The sequence below is a fragment of the Enterobacter sp. MGH120 genome, assembly GCF_001037725.1.
GTDB lineage: Bacteria > Pseudomonadota > Gammaproteobacteria > Enterobacterales > Enterobacteriaceae > Enterobacter > Enterobacter hormaechei_C.
This window is the reverse complement of sequence record NZ_KQ089940.1, coordinates 1158618-1181477: the sequence shown is the minus strand read 5'-3', so window position 1 is coordinate 1181477 and position 22860 is coordinate 1158618. Positions and strand designations below refer to the sequence as shown.

21 protein-coding genes are annotated in these 22860 nt (G+C 56.5%); 12 read left to right on the top strand and 9 right to left on the bottom strand.

Going from position 1 to position 22860, the window contains the following annotated elements:
* Position 1: 1 nt before the first annotated feature.
* The 3 genes from pgaB to pgaD are packed head-to-tail and all read left to right on the top strand — an operon-like array spanning position 2 to position 3694.
* Positions 2-1939, top strand: coding sequence for a poly-beta-1,6-N-acetyl-D-glucosamine N-deacetylase PgaB (gene pgaB / locus SK54_RS05610; protein ID WP_048246880.1), 1938 nt, complete (start codon positions 2-4; stop codon positions 1937-1939).
* Entirely contained in the window at positions 1932-3263 is a 1332-nt protein-coding gene (gene pgaC / locus SK54_RS05605; RefSeq protein ID WP_015571860.1) for a poly-beta-1,6-N-acetyl-D-glucosamine synthase, read from the top strand. Before pgaB ends, pgaC begins: the two co-directional genes overlap by 8 nt.
* A complete protein-coding gene (pgaD, locus tag SK54_RS05600; RefSeq protein WP_015571861.1) occupies positions 3260-3694 on the top strand; it encodes a poly-beta-1,6-N-acetyl-D-glucosamine biosynthesis protein PgaD in 435 nt (144 codons plus the stop codon). Before pgaC ends, pgaD begins: the two co-directional genes overlap by 4 nt.
* 52 nt (positions 3695-3746) lie before the next feature.
* Here the strand turns inward: pgaD and gss are convergent, their stop codons facing one another.
* Positions 3747-5609 carry a bifunctional glutathionylspermidine amidase/synthase gene (gss, locus tag SK54_RS05595; RefSeq protein ID WP_015571862.1) on the bottom strand — a complete coding sequence of 621 codons (1863 nt, stop codon included), beginning with the start codon at positions 5607-5609 and terminating at the stop codon, positions 3747-3749.
* Positions 5610-5792: 183 nt separating this feature from the next.
* Between gss and yghU the strand changes: the two genes are divergently transcribed.
* On the top strand, positions 5793-6659 hold the full coding sequence (yghU, locus tag SK54_RS05590; RefSeq protein ID WP_003862465.1) for a glutathione-dependent disulfide-bond oxidoreductase: 867 nt from the start codon (positions 5793-5795) through the stop codon (positions 6657-6659).
* A 76-nt stretch (positions 6660-6735) separates the two neighbouring features.
* On the top strand, positions 6736-7497 hold the full coding sequence (gene fucR / locus SK54_RS05585; RefSeq protein ID WP_015571863.1) for an L-fucose operon activator: 762 nt from the start codon (positions 6736-6738) through the stop codon (positions 7495-7497).
* On the opposite strand, the gene SK54_RS05580 is transcribed toward fucR, so the two are convergent.
* Entirely contained in the window at positions 7487-9034 is a 1548-nt protein-coding gene (locus tag SK54_RS05580; RefSeq protein WP_015571864.1) for a methyl-accepting chemotaxis protein, read from the bottom strand. The two genes, fucR and SK54_RS05580, sit on opposite strands and share 11 nt — an antisense overlap.
* A 151-nt stretch (positions 9035-9185) precedes the next feature.
* Here SK54_RS05580 and SK54_RS05575 point away from each other — a divergent pair, with 151 nt between their 5' ends.
* A complete protein-coding gene (locus tag SK54_RS05575) occupies positions 9186-10226 on the top strand; it encodes an aldo/keto reductase (protein WP_032649519.1) in 1041 nt (346 codons plus the stop codon).
* Positions 10227-10300: 74 nt separating this feature from the next.
* On the opposite strand, the gene SK54_RS05570 is transcribed toward SK54_RS05575, so the two are convergent.
* The gene (locus SK54_RS05570; protein ID WP_006811956.1) at positions 10301-10789 is read right to left on the bottom strand and encodes a TIGR00645 family protein; all 489 of its coding nucleotides are present in this window, start codon (positions 10787-10789) and stop codon (positions 10301-10303) included.
* Positions 10790-10832: 43 nt separating this feature from the next.
* Entirely contained in the window at positions 10833-11336 is a 504-nt protein-coding gene (locus tag SK54_RS05565; RefSeq protein WP_023295431.1) for an ESA_00282 family adhesion-associated protein, read from the bottom strand.
* A gap of 103 nt (positions 11337-11439) precedes the next feature.
* Here SK54_RS05565 and SK54_RS05560 point away from each other — a divergent pair, with 103 nt between their 5' ends.
* Positions 11440-11844 (top strand): hypothetical protein, encoded by a 405-nt coding sequence (locus tag SK54_RS05560; RefSeq protein WP_023304418.1) that lies wholly within the window; start codon positions 11440-11442, stop codon positions 11842-11844.
* On the top strand, positions 11825-12271 hold the full coding sequence (locus tag SK54_RS05555; RefSeq protein ID WP_023304419.1) for a hypothetical protein: 447 nt from the start codon (positions 11825-11827) through the stop codon (positions 12269-12271). Before SK54_RS05560 ends, SK54_RS05555 begins: the two co-directional genes overlap by 20 nt.
* 80 nt (positions 12272-12351) lie before the next feature.
* On the opposite strand, the gene exbD is transcribed toward SK54_RS05555, so the two are convergent.
* A complete protein-coding gene (exbD, locus tag SK54_RS05550) occupies positions 12352-12777 on the bottom strand; it encodes a TonB system transport protein ExbD (protein WP_001251472.1) in 426 nt (141 codons plus the stop codon).
* A gap of 4 nt (positions 12778-12781) precedes the next feature.
* A complete protein-coding gene (exbB, locus tag SK54_RS05545; protein ID WP_003862482.1) occupies positions 12782-13513 on the bottom strand; it encodes a tol-pal system-associated acyl-CoA thioesterase in 732 nt (243 codons plus the stop codon).
* Between the two features lie 251 nt (positions 13514-13764).
* On the opposite strand from exbB, the gene metC reads away from it, so the two are divergent.
* Together metC and yghB are read left to right on the top strand one after the other, a co-directional pair.
* Positions 13765-14952 carry a cystathionine beta-lyase gene (gene metC, locus SK54_RS05540; RefSeq protein ID WP_015571868.1) on the top strand — a complete coding sequence of 396 codons (1188 nt, stop codon included), beginning with the start codon at positions 13765-13767 and terminating at the stop codon, positions 14950-14952.
* 142 nt (positions 14953-15094) lie between these two features.
* Positions 15095-15754 (top strand): DedA family general envelope maintenance protein YghB, encoded by a 660-nt coding sequence (yghB, locus tag SK54_RS05535; RefSeq protein WP_048246878.1) that lies wholly within the window; start codon positions 15095-15097, stop codon positions 15752-15754.
* Between the two features lie 45 nt (positions 15755-15799).
* Here the strand turns inward: yghB and SK54_RS05530 are convergent, their stop codons facing one another.
* Positions 15800-16699, bottom strand: coding sequence for an AraC family transcriptional regulator (locus tag SK54_RS05530; protein ID WP_017382749.1), 900 nt, complete (start codon positions 16697-16699; stop codon positions 15800-15802).
* A 195-nt stretch (positions 16700-16894) separates the two neighbouring features.
* Between SK54_RS05530 and yqhD the strand changes: the two genes are divergently transcribed.
* Together yqhD and dkgA are read left to right on the top strand one after the other, a co-directional pair.
* Positions 16895-18058, top strand: a complete 1164-nt coding sequence (yqhD, locus tag SK54_RS05525) for an alcohol dehydrogenase (protein ID WP_032649530.1) — start codon at positions 16895-16897, stop codon at positions 18056-18058.
* Positions 18059-18163: 105 nt separating this feature from the next.
* Positions 18164-18991 (top strand): 2,5-didehydrogluconate reductase DkgA, encoded by an 828-nt coding sequence (gene dkgA / locus SK54_RS05520; RefSeq protein WP_003862493.1) that lies wholly within the window; start codon positions 18164-18166, stop codon positions 18989-18991.
* 86 nt (positions 18992-19077) lie between these two features.
* On the opposite strand, the gene SK54_RS05515 is transcribed toward dkgA, so the two are convergent.
* Entirely contained in the window at positions 19078-21252 is a 2175-nt protein-coding gene (locus tag SK54_RS05515) for a YgiQ family radical SAM protein (protein ID WP_048246876.1), read from the bottom strand.
* 151 nt (positions 21253-21403) lie between these two features.
* The gene (ftsP, locus tag SK54_RS05510; protein WP_017384056.1) at positions 21404-22816 is read right to left on the bottom strand and encodes a cell division protein FtsP; all 1413 of its coding nucleotides are present in this window, start codon (positions 22814-22816) and stop codon (positions 21404-21406) included.
* Between the last annotated feature and the right edge of the window lie 44 nt (positions 22817-22860).

The window sequence follows — 22860 nt, the reverse complement described above, 5'->3', positions numbered from 1 at the left end:
TATGCTGAACACACGTTTTTCTGTAAGCCTGATCGTCATCGGCTGGCTCTGCCTCAGCGCGAGCCTCTGCGCGCAGCCGCTCTCCTTTATGGCCCCTGAAAAGAGGCCGCAGCTGGAGGCCAGCAAACCCTGGCCGGAGAATCAGTTTCTGGTCCTGGCCTACCACGACGTTGAAGATGATGCCGCCGATCAGCGCTACCTCTCCGTTCGCACCAGCGCGTTAAACGAGCAGATAAGCTGGCTTTTGCACAACGGCTATCACGCCATCAGCGTGCAGGACATTCTGGATGCGCATGAAGGGAAAAAAGCGCTGCCGCCGAAAGCCGTTTTGCTCAGCTTTGACGACGGCTACAGCAGCTTTTACACCCGGGTCTGGCCTCTGCTTCAGGCCTGGAACGTTCCTGCGCTGTGGGCGCCGGTGGGCAGTTGGGTGGATACGCCGGCAAATCAAAAAGTTAACTTCGGCGGTCTGATGACGCCCCGCGATCGCTTTGCCACTTGGGATATGGTTCGCGAGCTCAGCCAGTCCCCGCTGATTGAGATTGGCTCGCATACCTGGGCCTCGCATTACGGCATTCCGGCCAACCCGCAGGGAAGCCGTGAACCCGCCATCGCCAACCGTTTTTTCGATAACGCGACGGGGCATTACGAAACCGATGAACACTTCAACCAGCGGATCGCCGCAGACGTACGGAAAGTCACCGATAAAATAACCCAGGTGACGGGAAAAGCGCCGCGTGCCTGGGTGTGGCCCTATGGGGCTGCCAACGGTACGTCGCTCACTATCGCCCAGAAACAGGGCTATCAGTTGGCCTTTACCCTGGAGGACGGGCTGGGAAACGTGCGCGACCTCGGCAACATCCCGCGCCTGCTGATCGCCGGAAATCCGTCGATAAAAACCTTTGCCAACACGGTTAGCCGCGTTCAGGAGTTTGACCCGGTGCGCGTCATGCATGTCGATCTCGATTACGTCTACGATCACGATCCGGCCCAGCAGACGAAAAACATCAACAAACTGGTCCAGCGGGTCTACGACATGAAAATCAGCCATGTGTTTCTCCAGGCGTTTTCGGATCCGCGGGGCGACGGCAGGATCGATGCGCTCTATTTCCCCAACCGTCGGCTCCCGGTCCGGGCCGATCTCTTTAATTTTGTCGCCTGGCAGCTACAAACCCGCGCGGGAGTGAAAGTCTTCGCGTGGATGCCGGTTCTCTCTTTCGATCTCAGTCCAGCCTTGCCGCGCGTGCAGCGCCGGGATCGTCAAACGGGAGCGTTGACCGTGGCCGCCGAGCCCTATATCAGGCTCTCCCCCTGGAGTCCGCAGGTTCGCCAGCAGGTGACGGAGATCTATGAAGATCTGGCCCGCTATGCCAGCTTCAATGGCATCTTATTTCATGACGACGCGGTGCTGACGGACGTTGACGATGCCGGACAGGACACGACCCGACAGAAGAGTCAGCGACTTATCGGCTTTACCCGCACCCTGAGCCAGGCGGTGAAAAACATCCGTGGCCCGCAGATCAAAACCGCGCGGAACATGTTCGCGTTGCCCATTCTCGAGCCGGAAAGCGAGGCATGGTTTGCGCAAAATCTCGATGATTTTCTGGCGGCCTACGACTGGACGGTGCCGATGGCAATGCCGCTGATGGAGTCCGTCCCGGCAGAAGAGAGCAATGCCTGGCTGACGCGTTTAGTCAAAGCCGTCGCCGCACGCCCCGGCGCGCTGAATAAAACGATTTTTGAGCTACAGGCCAGGGACTGGGCACAGAAACCGCAGCGTGCCGTAGCCGATGAACGTCTGATGGAGTGGATGCGGGTGCTCCAGCTGAATGGCATCAAAAATTACGGTTATTACCCCGACGACTTCCTCAACAACCAACCTGATATTTCACGTATCAGACCTGAATTTTCTTCGTACTGGTATCCTGACAATGACTGATCGCATTATCGCCTTCTCTATTTTGTGTCTGGTATTCGGGTTGCCGTTAGGCGTAGCCGCGCTATTTACCGGCGAACTGATTCTGGACTTTGTCTTTTTCTGGCCGCTTTTTATGTCCGTGCTCTGGGTAACCGGCGGCCTCTATTTCTGGTTTCAGCTTGAACGGCACTGGTCGTGGGATAACGCAACACCCGCCCCCGCCTTAGCCGGTGAGCCGTTAATCTCGATTCTTATTCCCTGCTTCAATGAGGAACGCAACGCACGGGAGACCATTAGCGCCGCGCTGGGTCAGCGGTACTGGAATGTGGAAGTTATCGCCATCAATGACGGTTCTTCTGATAACACGGCGGAGGTACTGCAACAGCTGGCGCGAGAGCAACCGCGCCTGCGGGTGATTAATCTCGCGGAGAACCAGGGGAAAGCCGTGGCGCTCAAGGCCGGCGCTGCGGCGGCCCGGGGCGATTTGCTGGTCTGCATTGACGGCGACGCCCTGCTCGACCGCGACACCGCGGCGTATCTGGTGGCACCGCTGATTCAGTATCCCCACGTTGGGGCCGTCACCGGGAATCCGCGTATTCGCACGCGCTCAACGCTGATTGGCCGCATTCAGGTGGGCGAGTTTTCTTCCATTATTGGCCTTATCAAGCGAACGCAGCGGATCTATGGCCGGGTCTTTACCGTCTCCGGCGTCATCGCCGCCTTTCGCCGACAGGCGCTGGCGGATGTCGGGTACTGGAGCCCGGACATGATCACAGAGGATATCGACATAAGCTGGAAGCTTCAGCTTCGCCACTGGGATATCTTTTTCGAGCCGCGGGCACTGTGCTGGATCCTGATGCCGGAGACGCTAAAGGGGCTGTGGAAACAGCGTCTGCGCTGGGCGCAGGGGGGGGCAGAGGTGTTTCTGGTTAACCTGCGCAAGATGGCCCGCTGGGAGCATCATCGCATGTGGCCCCTGTTTCTTGAGTACGCGCTATCAACGCTGTGGGCGTTTGCCTATGGGGCGACCGTGGTGTTGTTCATTCTCAGCCATATTATCCCTCTTCCCGCGAACCTGGCCGTTGCGAGCCTGTTTCCACCGGCGTTTACCGGGCTGCTGCTGGGCGTGATGTGCCTGCTGCAATTCCTCGTCAGTTTGTATATCGAGCGGCGCTACGAGCGGAAAGTGGCAGGCTCGCTGTTCTGGGTAATCTGGTTCCCGATGGTGTACTGGATGATTGGCCTGTTTACCACCCTTGTGGCATTTCCGAAAGTCATGCTTAAACGTAAACGCGCCCGCGCGCGCTGGATCAGTCCGGACCGGGGTAAAGGGAGCATTCAATGAACGAGAATACGTTAATTTTGACTGAACATCGGCTGGCACCGCGTCTTTTCGATGCCGCATTAACGCTGATAGCCTGGGGAGGATTCCTGTTTTTCCTTTACGCCAGGCTGTGGATGCAGTTAACCGAGGAGGGCGATCACCGCTGGAGCGTGATTATCGCCTCTTTTAATACGGTGCTGGTCTATCTGCTGATTGCCGCGTTCAACGGCTGGCTGCTGATCCTGTGGTATCAGTACAATCGCCGCCGCGCGCATGTGAGGCGGCGTCATCCGGAAATGTTGCGCCATGACGAGCTTGCCCAAAGTTTTAACGTCACGCCGCAAATTATGTCCGAGATGAGCCAGTACAACTTGCTGACGGTTTACCATGACCAGATTGGCCGGATCATTGATTTGAAGATCAGCGAGCAGCAGGAAGAGGAAGAGCAGTAATGAAACGCCCCCGCAACATGCCCTGCGGGGGCGTTTTTATAACAGGGAGACGTTATTTATCTTTCACCACAATCAGCGGTTCAATATCGCTCTCTTTCTTCACCACCAGCGAGTCATCCCCGCGCAGACAGGTTCCGCCATAGTTCCCGCCCACGGTAAAAGTGCAGACCTGAATGTATCTGCCGTCAACTTTCGGCAGGCACCATAGCTGCTGGTAGATATTTTTACGGTCGACAAACTTGCCGCTGGACTGGTCCAGCAGTTCGTCCTGGGCGCCGATCAGATCGATATTGCTCCCGCAGCGTCCGGCGATCGGTTTAACGGCATAACCGGTCCGTTTGAGCAGATCGTTGACCTCAAAATCGGTATCCAGCAGGTAACGGTGGTTCGGGAACAGCTGCCACAGCACCGGCAGGATCGCCTTGTTACCTGGGATCACCGTCCACAGCGGTTCAAAGACCAGCACTTCCGGGCGCAGCAGGACGTCAATCAGGCGCACTTCACCTTGCGGGTGACCGGTGCGGATAGGCACGGCGGCGTACTCGGTTTCGCTCACCTCGCGGATCTGCTCAATCGCCGTTTCCCACGCCCAGGTTTTCCATACGCAGTTGACGTGACGGCCTTCATCATCAATCAGTTGCCCGGCGGCATCCCAGCTCAGCGCCCCCAGTCCATGCAGGATTTTGGTTTCAAACCCGGCCTGGATCAGCGAGCGCTGAATAAAGAGCGCGTGGTAATCCTCTTCGATATCGTTGTCCTGCATGATATGGACGAACGGCCGCGCGTGGCTGTGCTTCCATGCGCCGGTCAGCTCCTCCAGCAAGCCTTCCGCCGGATTGTGGCCGGTGCCGCGATAGCCGTTTTTCACCCACTCTTCAAGAATGAGCCCGCCCTCGGTATGGCAGGAGGCGGAATCCGCGTTGTACTCGTAAACCTTGATGCCGCGTTCATCCATGCAGAAATCCATACGACCGGTGATCATATGGTGACGACGCCACTGCCAGGAAAGGCGCAGACGCGGCCAGAGAATTTTCGGGATGTCGAAAAGCGCGAGTAAGCTGTCGTCTTTCAGCACCTTGTCGGTGGCATGAAGGTACATCAGATGCAGTTCGTTGGTGGCTTTGATCAGCTCCTGCTCGGCGCTTTCGGTAATGGTGAAGTACTGGCAGGGATCGTTGTTGATAACGTGGCCGTTGGCGCGAACGTACGCCTGTTGCAGGGCGTCGTTTTCATTGAGCCATTTTCCGTCGAACTGACGGTTGTTCTTCAATCGCGCGCCGCTGATTTTCAGCAGTTCACCGTCGATCTCCGGCTGAGGAATACTGTGTTCCGTCTCCTCCGTCTGGATCATCCAGCCGAGGATCTCGGTATCGTTGAACGTGTCATGAAGCGTATAGCAACCGTCCTCCACGCTCAGACGCAGCTCGCGCGTCCACTGCTGCCCCATCGGCAGCGGGGAGTGAATAACGTTCTGCTCGGCAATGCGCACTCTGTCATCCAGCAGCTGGGTAATGACGGCGACGTGGCCGGTTTCATGAAACTCACCGCCCTTTTGCCAGATGAGCAGCGCACCGGCCTGCGGCGCGCGTTTTGAGCCATTAGCAAAGGCCTGTAGCGGCAAAATATTGTCGTTTACCACCTGGCGCAAAAAACGCAGGGAGAAGATCTCCCACGCCATCCCGACGTCGGTAAAAACAAACCCGTGATTGAGAAACAGGAAACGGCGCGCAAACTCAACGCACTGCCATTTATGGCCCATGTATTCGTTGCCGATATAGCTGCGGAATTCCGCGTCTTCCGGGTAGTGACGCGGATCGAGACTGCCGTAATTTGAAGAGTAAATCGCCACGCCACCCGGCGCATAACCTAATAACGTCCCGAAGGGTGCGTCACTGCTTAACGTTCCTTTACGCATGTGTCCAACCTAAAACAGGCAGGCGGCAATTTTTTTGTTGGGTTGTCGTCGTCTGCACGTTGTAATTAACTGACAGAGGTGGCGTTATCATACACCCGCCCTGCCCATTACGCTCGCATCGTTAAACGGTTCCTGCATCTCCTGCTACACTGCCTCAACACAACACCAAAAAGGCAGGCCAACATGTCAGATAACACCTATCAGCCACCGAAAGTGTGGGAATGGAAACAGAATAACGGCGGCGCGTTCGCCAATATCAACCGTCCCGTCTCGGGCGCGACGCACGAGAAAGAGCTACCTGTGGGCGCGCACCCGCTCCAGCTGTACTCTCTCGGTACGCCGAATGGACAGAAAGTTACCATCATGCTGGAAGAGCTGCTGGCGCTGGGCGTGACGGGCGCGGAATACGACGCATGGTTGATCCGCATTGGTGAGGGCGATCAGTTCTCCAGCGGTTTTGTCGACGTGAACCCGAACTCGAAGATCCCGGCCCTGCGTGACCACTCCACCACCCCGCCGACGCGCGTCTTTGAATCCGGCAATATCCTGCTCTACCTGGCCGAGAAATTTGGTCACTTCCTGCCAAAAGATCCGGCAGGACGAACGGAAACCCTGAACTGGCTGTTCTGGTTACAGGGCGCGGCCCCGTTCCTCGGCGGCGGTTTTGGCCACTTCTATAACTACGCACCAGTGAAGATTGAGTACGCTATCGATCGCTTCACCATGGAAGCTAAACGCCTGTTCGACGTGCTGGACAAACAGCTGGCGCGCGGTCGTTACGTAGCGGGTGAGGAATATACCATTGCGGATATGGCAGTCTGGCCATGGTTTGGCTGCGTGGCGCTGGGCAGCGTGTATAACGCCGCCGAGTTCCTGGATGCCGGGAAGTACACCAACGTGCAGCGCTGGGCAAAAGATGTGGCGAATCGTCCGGCCGTTAAACGCGGGCGCATTGTTAACCGTACCAACGGCGAGCTGAACGAGCAGTTACATGAGCGTCATTCAGCAAGCGACTTCGATACCCAGACGGAAGATAAACGTCAGGGTTGATCCATGACCGGGCGGTTCGCCGCCCTTCTTCCGCGATGAGAAAAATGCGTCAGCACGCGTGCGCAAGGAGCCTCGTATGTCAGACCAGACGCTAAAAGCGACCCGACAGCAGAGTCTTATCACCTTGCTGAGTAAAAGCGACTGGCTGACTACCGATGTGCTGGCTGAAAAGCTCTCCGTCAGCAAAGAGACCATCCGCCGGGATCTGAAGTCGTTGCAGCAGCAGGGGAAGCTTCTGCGCCAGCACGGGCGCGCGCGTCTGATTCATCCGGACAGCCGCGACAGCGGTGAACCCTTTGGCGCACGCCTGAAAAGCCATTATGCCGACAAAGCCGATATTGCCCGCCACGCGCTGGGCTGGATAAGCGAAGGGATGACCATCGCCCTCGACGCCAGCTCAACCTGCTTTCATCTGGCGCGCCAGTTGCCGGACATCGACCTCACCGTATTTACCAACAGTCTGCCTATCTGCCACGAGATGGCAAAGCGCGAGCGGATCACGCTTATCTGCTCCGGCGGAACGCTTGAGCGTAAGTATCGCTGCTATGTTAACCCGGCGCTGGTGACGCAGCTAAAAGGGCTGGAGATCGATCTGTTCATCTTCTCGTGTGAAGGGGTCGATGAGCATGGCGTCCTTTGGGATCCGTCCGAGCACAACGCGGGCTTTAAGGCGCTGCTGTTAAACCGCGCCAGCCAGTCGCTGCTGCTGATCGACAAAAGTAAATTTATGCGGGCAAGTGAAGTGAAAATTGGTCAGCTGTCGCAGGTGACACAGATTATTCAGAGCGATAAACGTCAGGCCGCCAGAGACGGCCTGACACGAGAGGTTACGCGGTGAGACGGAATTTCTGCACTGAGCGCTGGAGTTCTTCGGTCTGCCGTTCAAGTGCGGCGGCGGCGGCGGAAACCTGCTCCACCAGCGAGGCGTTCTGCTGGGTCACGCCGTCCATCTGCGTGATGGCAACGCCGACCTGAGAAATACCTTTGCTCTGCTCCTCTGACGCGGTGGCGATCTGCTTCATAATGACGGTCACTTCCGTCACGTCGCGCAGGATCGCTTCCATCGTGGTGCCGGTATCGTTCACCAGCTGCGCCCCCTGCTCCACGCGGGCAACGGAATCTGCAATCAGCCCTTCGATCTCTTTTGCCGCATTCGCGCTGCGGCTGGCCAGATTACGCACCTCACCCGCCACGACCGCAAAGCCCCGCCCCTGCTCCCCGGCCCGGGCCGCTTCCACCGCGGCGTTCAGCGCCAGAATATTGGTCTGGAAGGCGATGCTGTTGATGACGGTAGTGATTTCAGCGATTTTTTTCGAGCTGTCCGAAATGCCGCTCATGGTTGTGACCACATCTTCCACCAGCGAGCCGCCGCGGCTGGCCGTACTGGAGGCGACATCCGCAAGCTGGCTGGCCTGGCGCGCGCTTTCGGCGTTCAGCTTCACCGTTGCGGTTAGCTGCTCCATGCTGGCCGCGGTCTCTTCCAGCGCGGCGGCCTGCTCTTCGGTACGCGAAGAGAGATCGTTATTCCCGCTGGAGATCTCCGTTGCCCCGCGCCAGATATTCTCGCTGCCGGAACGAATCGTGCTGACCGCTTCCCGCAGGCTGTCCTGCATGGCGCTCAGCAGCGGCACCAGTTGCCCCACGCAGTTGCGGCCAAAGGATTCAATCGGCTGGCTGAGATCGCCCTGCGCAATCTGGCGGAACTGCTGACGGATACGATCCAGCGGTTTTACCAGTATCGCCACCAGGTAGCGGTCGGTGAACAGCAGGATCAACAGACCCACGATCGTGGCGGTGATAATCACCGTCCGGGTCATGCTGGTGAGGCCGTCGACCACCACGCGCGTGCTGTCGAGCGCCTTCGCCGCGGTGTTGTTAAAGTTCTCAGCCGCTGACCCGAATGCACGGCTTAGCGGCGGCGTGACGTTGTTGGCATGCTGACGATAGCCTTCGAGCGTCGCCTGCTTCGCCTGCGCCATCTGCGGCGTCACGCCACGATCGAGCAGCGCCTGCCAGGTGGAAATCACCTGCGCAGACACCTTTTCATCCATCGGGCCCGGGGAGATAGCTTTCATCTCTGCCAGCTTTTTACTCATGTTATCCAGCGCCTGCTGAGCAGGAGCCAGGTCCGGCGTGCCGCCCGCCGCTTTGACTTCCATCGCCCGGCTCAGGCGGGTGACGAAACGGAAATACTGATCGTTGCCCTGGCTCAGCACCGTCATTTGCCGGACCAGCTGGCGGTCAACATCATTACCATCAGAAACACGAGACAGAGACCAGGTGCTGTAAAGCCCCACGCCTGCCCACATGACACAAAAGATCCCCAGTATCGTCAGCATGACGAAACGGATGGTGAAATTACGAAGCATCTTCATTGAGTATTCCTTGCCGTGAGGGTGAATTCGCCCAGAGGCGAGTACTACCCTCTTTATCGGCAGATACCGCAGAAAATATACTTTTTTGTTATCGAGTCGGCATAGAATGAAAACGTTGTTTCGAAAATTCACCGACAAGAAAGGAGACATCATGTCCTGGCACCCTTACACTGGCCGATACGAAAACATGCAGTACCGATACTGCGGCAAAAGCGGCCTGCGCTTACCGGCACTGTCGCTAGGCCTGTGGCACAGCTTCGGTCACGTTCAGCCGCTCGATTCCCAGCGCGCGCTGCTGCGTAAGGCCTTCGATCTCGGTATTACCCACTTTGACCTTGCCAACAACTACGGCCCCCCACCAGGCAGCGCTGAAGAGAATTTTGGCCGTCTGCTGCGGGAGGATTTTGCCGGGTATCGTGACGAGCTGATCATCTCCACCAAAGCGGGCTACGACATGTGGCCAGGGCCGTATGGTTCGGGCGGTTCACGTAAATACCTGCTCGCCAGCCTCGACCAGAGCCTGAAACGCATGGGTGTGGAGTATGTGGATATTTTCTATTCTCACCGCGTAGACGAAAACACGCCGATGGAAGAGACCGCCTCCGCGCTGGCGCACGCGGTGCAGAGCGGAAAAGCGCTGTACGTCGGCATTTCGTCCTACTCCACGGAACGCACGGCGGTAATGGCCGAATTGCTGCGCGAGTGGAAGATCCCGCTTTTGATCCACCAGCCGTCTTACAACCTGCTTAACCGCTGGGTCGACAAGACCGGCCTGCTGGACGCGCTGGAGAAAAACGGAACGGGCTGTATCGCCTTTACCCCGCTGGCACAGGGCCTGCTCACCGGAAAATACCTGAACGGTATTCCGGACGGTTCACGTATGCAACGCGAAGGGAAAAAAGTGCGCGGCCTGACGGAGAAAATGCTGACGGAAGCCAACCTGAGCAGCCTTCGTTTGCTGAACGAGATGGCGCACGCGCGCGGGCAGACGATGGCGCAGATGGCGCTAAGCTGGCTGTTGAAAGATGAGCGTGTAACCTCAGTGCTGATTGGCGCGAGCCGCCCGGAGCAGCTGGAAGAGAACGTTCAGGCGCTGAATAACCTGCGCTTTAGCGAAGATGAACTGACGCGGATTGACCAGCACGTTGCGGATGGTGAGCTGAATTTGTGGCAGGCGTCGTCGGATAAATAAATAGTGCGGCCTGCTGCCCTCACCATGTCCCTCTCCCCTCCGGGGAGGGGGTTAGGGTGAGGGGCGTGGTGGATTTATTTCTTACTGATCTTATCCAGATACCCCATCACAAACGCCGACAGCACAAACGTCAGGTGGATAATCACATACCACATCAGCTTATTATCCGGGACGTTTTTCGCGTCCATAAAGACGCGTAACAGGTGTATAGACGAAATCGCCACAATCGACGCCGCGACTTTATTCTTCAGCGATGAGGCATCCATTTTCCCCAGCCAGTTGAGCTTTTCTTTGTGCTCGGCGATATCAAGCTGAGAGACGAAATTCTCATAACCGGAGAACATCACCATCACCAGTAACCCCCCCACCAGCGTCATATCCACCAGCGACAGCAGAACCAGAATCAAATCGGCTTCTGCCACGGAGAAAATGTTTGGCAGGACGTGAAATATCTCCTGGAAGAACTTGATCGTCAGGGCGACCAGCGCCAGGGAGAGACCAAAATAGACGGGTGCGAGCAGCCAGCGAGAGGCATACATTGCGTTTTCAAAGAAGCGTTCCATAAAATCCTGTCTGCAAACGAAACCAGCGCTCAGTATATCTCAACTATACCTCGTTGGGATCCACATCCGGACGCGCATACTCCGGCCAGACCAGCGCGACCAGTTCCGGGTAGGCTTCCAGGCTAAACTCGCGAAAACACTGGCGCAGATTTAATACGTCTAAATCGGAGTACGACACCTTCTCGCCATTCAGACAGCGCTTTTTGATATTGTCGTAATATTTATAAACCGCCGAATTAAGGTCGCTACAACGGCGCTGCGCGTCGAACAGGCCGGGCGTATCATTAATTTCAGCCATTTTCATTCGCTTAATTGTCGCATGGAGAAAATCGATATATTCGTGATTTACCCGCCAGTACCAGACCGGCGTCACGGCGTTCATCAATACGGAGAAATGATCTTCCCCCTCCTCTTTCGACATCAATTCAGGCTGCGGCGGTTCACTGACGTCTTTTGACGCTTTCGTTTTATTTAACTCTTGCATCAATAAAAGCACGCCAGCGGTCAGTAATAGTAACGTTATGACCGTAAAGAAAATGCTGTTCATGGGTAGGCTCCATTTTTTTTGATTTTAAAATTGCCTCATGTTATTGTCAACGAATCTCACCCTTTTTCCACCCCCACCTTTTTTGAAATTAAAGGAAATTAAAATGCTGCCCGACAATCTTGTCCCGGCAAAGTACCACATTACGCCTGTGGAACAGCCTTCGACGGAAGCAGATAAAGAGGCGAATTTCACTCAAGGAAAAAGAAAACTCTCCGACTATGAAGCCGATATATTAATTGGTGTTTCACGCACCGGCAAATCCCGTAATATGGTGCTGGAAGAGCACGATCGCCATTTAAAAGAGCGTTTATTTCGCGCCATCAAGATTGAAGCCTTAGTTCATCTACTAAATGATTTACAGGCCGAAGGGGAAATAGATGCCCAGACGCTAAGTCAAATAATGACCGAGAAAACGCAGCAAATAAATGAGGCCGGCAATGAAATTTGGCTTAATTTAATTACGCGTGAAAAAAACAATCCCATTTTTTATGACCTGGGGGAAGATTAACGTGAATGATGACAGCGGTAATAACGTTTATTTGACTTTAGATGATAAGAAAAGCGATGAATTTATCTTAAAGCAGAATCTCGACGCCCTGAAAAAGATAAAAAATGACGAGATGACGCGAATTACGCAGGATTTGGTTTCGATTCCGGCCACGCTGGTGCGCCTGAAATGGCAGAATCGTCGGGAGATTTACGCCTTGCAGGCCAAGGAGGAGATTTACGGCGCGGTGATGAACGCCATTATTGAACAGCGCCCTGAGCTTAAAGAGAAGATCCTCGGGCGACTGGAGGCGAACTATCAGTACCTGCTGGCACGCGAGACAGCCACCCTGCGCCTGACCCGTAAACTCTCGGAAGGTCATTACCGAACTTCAAACGTGACCTGTGTAGCGCTTGATGAAGAGGCGCCGACGGCGCCTTCAGTGTGAGTCAACAATGATTGTTGCGGAATGCAGGCCGGGTAAGGCGACGCCGCCACCCGGCAGGGAAGGCTGCAAAAGCTTTCGTTTTACTTCGCGGCCGCTTTCTCTTCGCCGACCAGACCAATCTTCAGGTATCCCGCCTGATGCAGCGTGTCCATTACCTTCATCATGGTTTCATAATCGACGGTTTTATCCGCGCGGAAGAAGACGGTGGTGTCTTTCTTGCCGCCGGTCAGCTGGTCCAGCGCCGGAATAACCGAGGCATCCGTTACCGGATCGTTGCCCAGGAACATGGACTTATCGGCCTTCACGGACAGGTAAATAGGCTTTTCCGGACGCGGCTGCGGCTGGCTGGAGGACGCAGGCAGATTCACCTTCACGTCCACCGTCGCCAGCGGTGCGGCAACCATAAAGATAATCAGCAGAACCAGCATGACGTCGATAAACGGCGTCACGTTGATCTCATGCATTTCACCGTTATCGTCCAGATTTTCATTAAGACGCATTGCCATACAATCAACCTACGCGCAGTTTGGACGCCGCATGTACCGGTTTAACGGCGCTGGCGTTCAGGTCCAGATCGCGGCTTTGCAGCAGCAGAACCTGCGCGGCAACGTCACCCAGTGTGGCTTTGTAACTGCCAATCATGCGCGCGAAGATGTTATAGATAACAACCGCCGGGATAGCGGCAACCAGACCGATAGCCGTGGCCAGCAGCGCTTCTGCGATACCCGGCGCGACGACCGCAAGGTTAGTGGTCTGCGTCTGGGCGATACCGATAAAGCTGTTCATGATGCCCCAGACGGTACCGAACAGGCCAACGAACGGGGAGATGGCGCCGATAGTCGCCAGGTAGCCGTTACCGCGGCCCATATGACGACCCACGGCCGCAACGCGACGCTCCAGACGGAAGCCGGTACGCTCTTTAATGCCTTCGTTATCTTCACTGCCTGCGGAGAGTTCCAGCTCGTTCTGCGCTTCGTTCACTAACAGGGTAGTCAGGCTTTTCGCATGGAAGGATGAGGTGATATCAGAAGCCTGATCCAGAGAGCGGGCTTCCGCCAGCTGCTTCTGCTCACGCTTGAGGCGGCGTTTTTGTGAAAGAAGTTCGGCGCTCTTGCTGAAGAAGATAGCCCAGGTGATCACGGACGCCAGAATCAGGCCGATCATCACAATCTTAACTACGATGTCAGCATGTTGATACATGCCCCAAACGGAGAGATCCGTCTGCATCAAATTATTACCCACTCTGTATCTCCAGGACGCAAATCACAAAATCTGAACGTAATAATATCAAAACGTCGTCGAATTGATAGTAGTTCTCATTAGTATTTACATAGTGCCGTAATTTTCGCTCACTTTCCTTGCGCTTACGCAGTAAAAATTTCTTATGCGAATTTTTGATAATATTTTCTGCTTATTCGATAAGCATCCGGATGCACATTCTGACAATCGTGGTAGTCTGGACGTCCAGACGTATAAAAATAGGGTTAGCGAACATGACTAAAAAGCAGCTTGAGACCACGCTGGTGCAGGCAGGACGCAGTAAGAAATACACGCAGGGCTCGGTCAACAGCGTGATCCAGCGCGCCTCCTCGCTGGTGTTTGATACCGTTGAAGATAAAAAAATCGCTACGCGTAATCGCGCGAAGGGCGGGCTGTTTTACGGTCGTCGTGGCACGTTAACCCATTTCTCGTTGCAGGAAGCCATGTGTGAACTGGAGGGCGGCGCGGGCTGCGCGCTGTTCCCGTGCGGCGCGGCGGCGGTCGCCAATACCATTCTGGCGTTTGTGGAACAGGGTGACCACGTCCTGATGACCAATACCGCCTACGAGCCAAGCCAGGACTTCTGCACCAAAATACTCAGCAAGCTCGGCGTCACCACCAGCTGGTTCGATCCGCTGATTGGGGCCGGTATTGCCGCGCTTATTCAGCCCAACACGCGCGTTGTGTTCCTGGAATCTCCCGGCTCCATCACCATGGAAGTGCATGACGTCCCGGCCATCGTGAAGGCGGTGCGCAGCATAGCGCCGGAAGCGATCATCATGATCGACAACACCTGGGCGGCAGGTGTGCTGTTTAAAGCCCTGGAATTTGACATCGATATCTCCATTCAGGCGGCGACCAAATACCTGATTGGCCATTCCGACGGCATGATCGGTACGGCGGTGTCTAACGCCCGCTGCTGGGATCAATTGCGTGAAAACGCCTACCTGATGGGCCAGATGGTGGATGCCGATACCGCCTACATGACCAGCCGGGGCATCCGTACGCTCGGTGTGCGTTTGCGTCAGCATCACGAAAGTAGCCTGCAAATTGCACAGTGGCTGGCGCTGCATCCGCAGGTGGAGCGCGTTAACCATCCGGCGCTGCCGGGCAGCAAGGGCCACGAATACTGGCAACGTGACTTTACGGGCAGCAGCGGGTTGTTCTCATTTGTTCTTAAAAAGCGCCTGAATGACGCCGAACTGGCAAGCTATCTGGATAACTTTACCCTCTTCAGCATGGCCTATTCATGGGGTGGGTTTGAATCGCTGATCCTGCCCAACCAGCCGGAGCAGATTGCGGCCCTGCGCCCGGGCGGCGAGGTGGACTTCGAGGGGACCTTAATCCGCCTGCATATTGGGCTGGAAAATGTGGACGATTTAATTGCGGATTTATCGGCAGGATTTGAGCGCATCGTGTAAAGTGCTGGCTGAAATGTACTCCCCGGACGCTATTCTGAACACCGCAAGCAGAAAAGTCTGTATGAGATGCGCCTGCGATCAACCCCGACAGGCAAAATTGGGAGTACAATAGCGTTATATCTGCTGTTCCACAGGAAAGTCCATGGAAGTTATTCAAAATATCATCACGGCGCTCTGGCAACACGATTTTGCCGCGCTGGCGGACCCGCATGTCGTCGGGATTGTCTATTTCGTGATGTTCGCGACGCTGTTTCTGGAAAATGGATTACTGCCAGCCTCATTTTTACCCGGTGACAGCCTGCTCCTGCTCGCAGGGGCGTTAATCGGCAAGGGCGTGATGGACTTCGCACCGACAATGGTGATCCTCACCTCTGCGGCCAGTCTCGGCTGTTGGCTGAGCTACCTGCAAGGGCGCTGGCTTGGAAACACTCGCGTGGTGAAAGGCTGGCTGGCGCAGCTGCCGCATAAATATCACCAGCGCGCGACCTGCATGTTTGACCGTCACGGCCTGCTGGCGTTACTTGCCGGGCGTTTTCTGGCGTTTGTTCGTACCCTGTTGCCTACCATGGCGGGTATTTCAGGCCTCTCTAACCGCCGCTTCCAGTTCTTCAACTGGCTGAGCGCCCTGCTCTGGGTAGGCGTGGTCACCACGCTCGGCTACGCGCTGAATATGATCCCCTTTGTTAAGCGCCATGAAGACCAGGTGATGACCTTCCTGATGATCCTGCCGATTTTCCTGCTGGTTGCAGGGCTGGTGGGTACCATTGCGGTGGTGATTAAGAAAAAGTATTGCAGCGCATAAATAAAAGCCGGGTGGCGCTACCGCTTACCCGGCCTCCGTTTCCCCTCAGGCTCCCTGCATGGTTCTTATACGTGACGCATCTTCCCCCGGCGTGACGCCGAAGTAGCGCTTAAACTCCCGACTAAACTGCGACGCGCTTTCATACCCGACCCGCATCGCCGCGGCGCTGGCCTTCATGCCATCGTGGATCATCAGCATCCGCGCCTTATGCAGACGGTAGGTTTTGAGGTACTGCAACGGTGACGTGCTGGTGACAGATTTAAAGTTATGGTGAAACGCCGAGACGCTCATATTGGCTTCCGCCGCCAGCTGGTCAACGCTGAGGTTTTCCGTGTACTGGCTCTCGATGCGCTTCAGCACGCGGCTAATCAGGCTGAAGTGCGTTTGCCGGCTTACCAGCGCCAGCAGCGCCCCGCCGCCCGGTCCCAGCAGCACATGGTAAAGAATTTCGCGGATAATCTGCTTTCCGAGAATACGCGCATCCAGCGGCCTTTCCATCACGTCTAACAGGCGTTCAATCGCGCAGAGAATTTCCTCCGACAGGGTCGCGGAGTTGATACCGCTTGCCGCCATTGACGGCCGGAAAAGTTCGTCCTCCCCAATCTCCATCAGCAGCTCCTGCAACTGGAGGATGTCGACGTTGACGCGGATCCCGGCCAGCGGTACCTCCTCTGTCGCGAAAGTTTCACATTCGAAGGGTAAAGGTACTGTCAGAAGCAGATATTCATTGGTGTCGTAACGGAACACGCGCTCATTGATATAGCCAATCTTATGGCCAGAAAAGAGAAACACGATGCCGGGCTGATACATCACCGGGGTGCGCGTCCCGGGCTGGGTACCGTACAGCAATCGAATATCCGGCAACAGCTCAGCCGAATCATTTCCGTTATCTATCAGTCTCTTAATCTGCGACGTTAGCTGGCGGCAGATGGCATCACGGTTCATTTTCAGTTACTCCGGGTACGGTTTCCGACGCTGACAGTGTGCGCATTTTCTTACCGTTTCTCCAGCGCGCTGTAGAAATGGGCAAGACATCGGCAGGAATGTGCATTGAGAGGATAGCGCCTGCCCGCCACAATGAGCAGCATCAGGTTGCCTTCTGCGCCACCACGATTTTTTACCCACTACAGGGAACAAGCCATGAACAACTTTAATCTTCATACCCCAACCCGCATTCTGTTTGGTAAAGACGCCATCGCCGACCTGCGCGCGCAAATCCCGACGGACGCCCGCGTCCTGATTACCTACGGCGGCGGCAGCGTGAAAAAAACCGGCGTACTGGATCAGGTGTACAGCGCTCTGGAAGGTCTGGACGTGCGCGAGTTCGGCGGTATCGAGCCTAACCCGTCTTATGAAACGCTGATGAACGCGGTGAAAATCGCCCGTGATGAGCAAATCACCTTCCTGCTGGCGGTGGGCGGCGGCTCCGTGCTGGACGGCACCAAATTCATCGCGGCGGCGGCCCATTACGCTGACGACATCGACCCGTGGCATATTCTGGAAACGGGCGGCAGCGACATCAGCAGTGCGATCCCGATGGGCTCCGTGCTGACGCTGCCGGCCACCGGATCAGAGTCCAACAAAGGCGCGGTCATCTCTCGTAAAACCACCGGTGACAAGCAGGCCTTTATGAACGAACACGTTCAGCCCGTGTTCGCGATCCTCGATCCGGTTTACACCTATACCCTGCCTGCGCGTCAGGTGGCGAACGGCGTGGTCGACGCCTTTGTTCACACCGTTGAGCAGTACGTTACTTACCCGGTAAACGCCAAAATTCAGGATCGTTTCGCGGAAGGCATTCTGCTGACGCTGATTGAAGAAGGTCCAAAAGCGCTGAAAGAGCCTGAAAATTACGACGTGCGTGCCAACGTGATGTGGGCTGCCACCCAGGCGCTGAACGGCCTGATCGGCGCAGGCGTGCCGCAGGACTGGGCTACCCACATGCTCGGCCACGAGCTGACGGCGATGCACGGTCTGGATCACGCCCAGACGCTGGCGGTGGTTCTGCCTGCGCTGTGGAACGAAAAACGTGACGCTAAACGCGCCAAACTGCTCCAGTACGCCGAACGCGTGTGGAACATCACCGACGGTTCCGACGATGCGCGTATCGATGCCGCGATTGAAGCCACCCGTCACTTCTTTGAAAGCCTGGGCGTGCCAACGCGTCTCTCTGGCTACGGGCTGGACGGCAGCTCCATCCCTGCCCTGCTGGCGAAACTGGAAGCACACGGCATGACGCAGATCGGCGAGCATGGCGACATCACCCTGGACGTCAGCCGTCGTATTTACGAAGCGGCACGCTAAGCGTTTTTAGGATCCTGACTTTCGTTTTTTGACATTTCGTCCAGACTTAATGCACATCACATCGTCGGAGGTTCCCTCCGGCGATGAGCACCTGAAGGAGGAAAAATGGCAAACCAAACCGTAATCAAGCTACAGGACGGCAACGTGATGCCCCAGCTGGGGCTAGGTGTATGGAAAGCCGGTAACGACGAGGTCGTCTCCGCCATTCATAAAGCTCTGGAAGTCGGTTATCGGTCCATCGATACCGCCGCCGCCTATAAAAACGAGGACGGCGTGGGAAAAGCGCTTGCCAGCGCTGGCGTACCCCGGGATGAGCTGTTCATCACCACCAAGCTGTGGAACGACGATCAAAAGCGTCCCCGCGAAGCGTTGCAGGAGAGTCTGGAGAAACTCCAGCTCGATTTCGTCGATCTTTATCTCATGCACTGGCCGGTACCGGCTATCGACCATTACGTTGATGCCTGGAAGGGGATGATTGAACTGCAAAAAGAGGGGCTGATAAAAAGCATCGGCGTCTGTAATTTCCAGGTTCATCATCTGCAACGCCTGATTGATGAAACGGGCGTCGCGCCGGTGATTAACCAGATTGAGCTGCATCCGCTGATGCAGCAGCGCCAGCTTCATTCATGGAACGCCACGCACAAGATCCAGACCGAATCCTGGAGCCCGTTGGCCCAGGGCGGCGAAGGGGTGTTTGACCAGAAAATCATCCGTGAACTGGCGGATAAGTACGGTAAAACCCCGGCGCAGATCGTCATTCGCTGGCATCTGGATAGCGGTCTGGTGGTGATCCCGAAATCGGTCACGCCATCGCGTATCGCCGAGAACTTCGACGTCTGGGATTTCCGCCTGGATAAAGACGAGCTGGGTGAAATTGCGAAGCTGGATCAGGGCAAACGGCTTGGGCCGGACCCGGATCAGTTTGGCGGGTGATCCCCTCACCCTGCCCTCTCCCCGGTGGGGAGAGGGTTAGACCTGTAGGCCCGGTAAGCGCAGCGCCACCGGGCATTGTTACAGGTTTAACCGATCTTACGTTTTACGTTCTTCTTCGTTCCCGCAACACCGTTCGAACGCTGATGCGCAATCGGCGTGTGCTTGGTCAGCGCCGGGCGCGTGTTGCGGTTCTGGCGGCGCGCTTCGCGCATCTCTTCCAGCGTTGGCGCTGGCACCAGGCAATCACGACGCGAGCCGATCAGGTGCTTTTTCCCCATCTCTTCCAGCGCCTGACGGATCAGCGGCCAGTTTTTCGGATCGTGATAGCGCAGCAGTGCTTTATGCAGACGGCGCTGTTTATCCCCTTTCGGCACCACCACATCTTCGCTCTTATAACCAATCTTACTCAGCGGGTTTTTGCCGGTGTAATACATGGTCGTCGAGTTGGCGAGCGGCGACGGGTAGAAGTTCTGCACCTGATCCAGACGGAATCGACGCTGCTTCAGCCACAGCGCCAGGTTCACCATGTCTTCATCCCGGGTGCCGGGGTGTGCGGAGATGAAGTATGGGATCAGATACTGCTCTTTCCCCGCCTGTTTTGAATAGGTATCAAACAGCTGTTTAAAGCGGTCATAGCTGCCCATGCCTGGCTTCATCATTTTGGACAGCGGGCCTTCTTCGGTGTGCTCCGGGGCGATCTTCAGATAACCGCCAACGTGGTGCGTCGCCAGCTCTTTGATGTAGCGCGGATCTTCCACCGCAATGTCGTAACGCACGCCGGAGGCGATCAGGATCTTCTTGATGCCTTTCAGGTCACGGGCGCGACGGTAAAGATTGATAGTCGGCTCGTGGTTGGTGTCCATATGCTCGCAAATGCTCGGATAGACGCAGGAGAGACGACGGCAGGTCTGCTCGGCGCGCGGCGATTTACAGCGCAGCATGTACATGTTGGCCGTTGGACCACCCAGATCGGAGATCACGCCGGTAAAGCCCGGCACCGTGTCGCGAATCGCTTCGATCTCGTTAACAATCGACTCTTCGGAACGGCTCTGAATAATACGGCCTTCATGTTCGGTGATCGAACAGAATGAGCACCCGCCGAAGCAGCCGCGCATGATGTTGACCGAGAAACGAATCATCTCGTACGCCGGAATACGGCTGTTGCCATATGACGGATGCGGCACACGCTTGTACGGCAGAGCAAAGACGCTGTCCATCTCTTCGGTAGAGAGCGGGATCGCCGGTGGGTTAACCCAGATATAGCGCTCGCCGTGCTTTTGCATCAGAGCGCGCGCGCAGCCGGGGTTGGTTTCATGGTGTAAGATGCGCGATGCGTGGGCGTAGAGTACTTTATCGCTTTTTACTTTTTCGTAAGACGGCAGCAGCACATAGGTTTTTTCCCACGGCTTCGGACGCGGCGGCTGCACCACCACGGCCTTTGCTTCCGCTTTCTTCGGCTCAACCGGTTTGTTATCCGCGCACGGCAGATCGTCACCGTACGGATGTGGGATAGGGTCGATTTTGCCCGGCATATCGATAATGCGGGAATCCACCCCGCTCCAGCCCGGCAGCGCCTCTTTCACCATGATCGCGGTGTTGCGTACGTCGCGGATCTCGCTGACCGGTTCACCCTGCGCCAGGCGATGCGCCACCTCCACCAGCGGACGCTCGCCGTTGCCGAAGATCAGCATGTCGGCTTTCGAATCCACCAGCACCGAACGGCGCACGGTATCAGACCAGTAGTCGTAGTGTGCGGTGCGGCGCAGGCTCGCCTCGATGCCGCCCAGGATCACCGGCACGTCTTTCCATGCTTCTTTGCATCGCTGGGTGTAGACGAGGGTCGCGCGATCGGGACGTTTACCCGCCACGTTGTCAGCCGTATAAGCGTCGTCATGGCGCAGCTTACGGTCGGCGGTATAGCGGTTGATCATCGAGTCCATGTTGCCCGCGGTCACGCCGAAGAACAGGTTAGGCTTACCCAGACGCATAAAGTCGTCTTTGCTGTTCCAGTCAGGCTGGGAGATGATCCCCACGCGGAAGCCCTGGGCTTCAAGCATACGGCCACAGATCGCCATGCCAAAGCTCGGGTGATCGACATACGCATCGCCCGTCACCAGAATGATATCGCAGCTGTCCCAGCCCAGTTGATCCATCTCTTCCCGGGACATCGGCAGGAACGGCGCCGGTCCAAAGCAGGCTGCCCAGTACTGGGGCCAGGAGAAGAGGTCGCGATCCGGCTGGATCAGGGAAATAGCGCTCATAATGCTTCCGAAGAAAAAATAGACAAAAGGAGCGGGATTATACGCTGGTTTACCGGGGGAAATGAAGGGGTATTTATTGCCCGGTGACGCTACGCTTACCGGGCCTACGGGCCTGTAGGTCGGGTAAGGCGAAGCCGCCACCCGACTCGTTTTACGGTGCCGGATTCACCAGCATCTGCCCTACCGATCCCCTGTCCATCATCTCCAGCGTCTGGCTGTGGAACAGGAACGGGAAGTGCGGCCAGGAAGGCTGGCCGTAGTAGACGAGCAGTTCGACCTGGCCATCCACCCAGACGGTATCTTTCCAGCCCCTGTCTTCCGGGAACGGCATCGCCCCGTTGACGTTGCGGATCAGGAATGACACCCCTTCAATATGGAACGACTGCGGCATCTCCGAGCGGACGGTCCAGCGCTCCCAGGTTCCCTGCTGGGCGGTGATATCAATGCGGTTTACGTCCCACAGCGCACCGTTGATGCCCGGATCGTCGCCAAGGCTGATATCGCGACTGCGTACTGCCGGGCCGGTCACAATCTCCTGCGGCAGCAGGCGCATCGGCAGGCTGTCGGTCACCAGCGGCAACAGGCCGGTCGGGCGCAGCGTCAGCACCAGCGTGGAGACCAGAACGCTCGACGGTTCAAAGAAGCCACGAATACGGTCAACAATGCTTGCCGCTTCGCCGCAGGTCACGGACACTTCATCCCCGTTGGTCATATCCACGAGGATCTCACGACGTTCGCCCGGTGCCAGCGCCAGCTGTTTTACCGATACCGGCGCAGGTAATAACCCCTGATCGCCTGAAATCACGTGCAGCGCGCGGCCGTCGCTCATCTGCAACTGATAGCGACGCGAGTTAGAAGCATTCAGCAGACGCAGGCGCACCCAGCCACGAGACACTTCGACATACGGGCTTTGCGCGCCGTTAACCAGCAGCGTATCGCCCACAAAACCACCGCTGCCCGGCTCGCTGTACTCCGGCGTGCCGAAGTTATCCAGCCGCTTGTCCTGAATAATGATCGGGAAATCATCGACGCCGTAGTGATTCGGGATCGGCAGCGTTTTGCTGACCTCATCTTCAATCAGCCACATTCCGGCCAGGCCGTTGTAGACCTGCTGGGCGGTGCGGTTCGGGGTGTTGGCGTGATACCACAATGTCGCCGCGCTCTGACGAATCGGGAGGACGGGCGCCCAGTCGGCATTCGGCGACATCATGCGTGCCGCGCCGCCAATCAGCGGCCCCGGCACCTGCAAACCACTGACGGTCATCGCGACATTTTCCGTCGTACGGTTACTGTAGATGAGCTTAACGTCATCGCCATTCCACACGCGAATGGTCGGCCCGAGGTAGCGTCCGTTAATGCCCCATACCTGCGCGCGCGTTCCCTGGGTAAAGGACCAGTGGCTACGCTGAAGCGTGAGGAATAGCGGCTGCCCGCGACGGGATTCAATCAACGGCGGAATAGGCAGCGGCTGTTGCTGCCCGGCGGCGCTGGCTGTCCGCGGCATCGCACCCGCACAAAGGGCGATACCCGAAGCCTGAATAAACTGACGCCGACTGAGTGACATATAAGCTCCATCTGAAACGACTAACAACGCGGGAATTCGTTTTC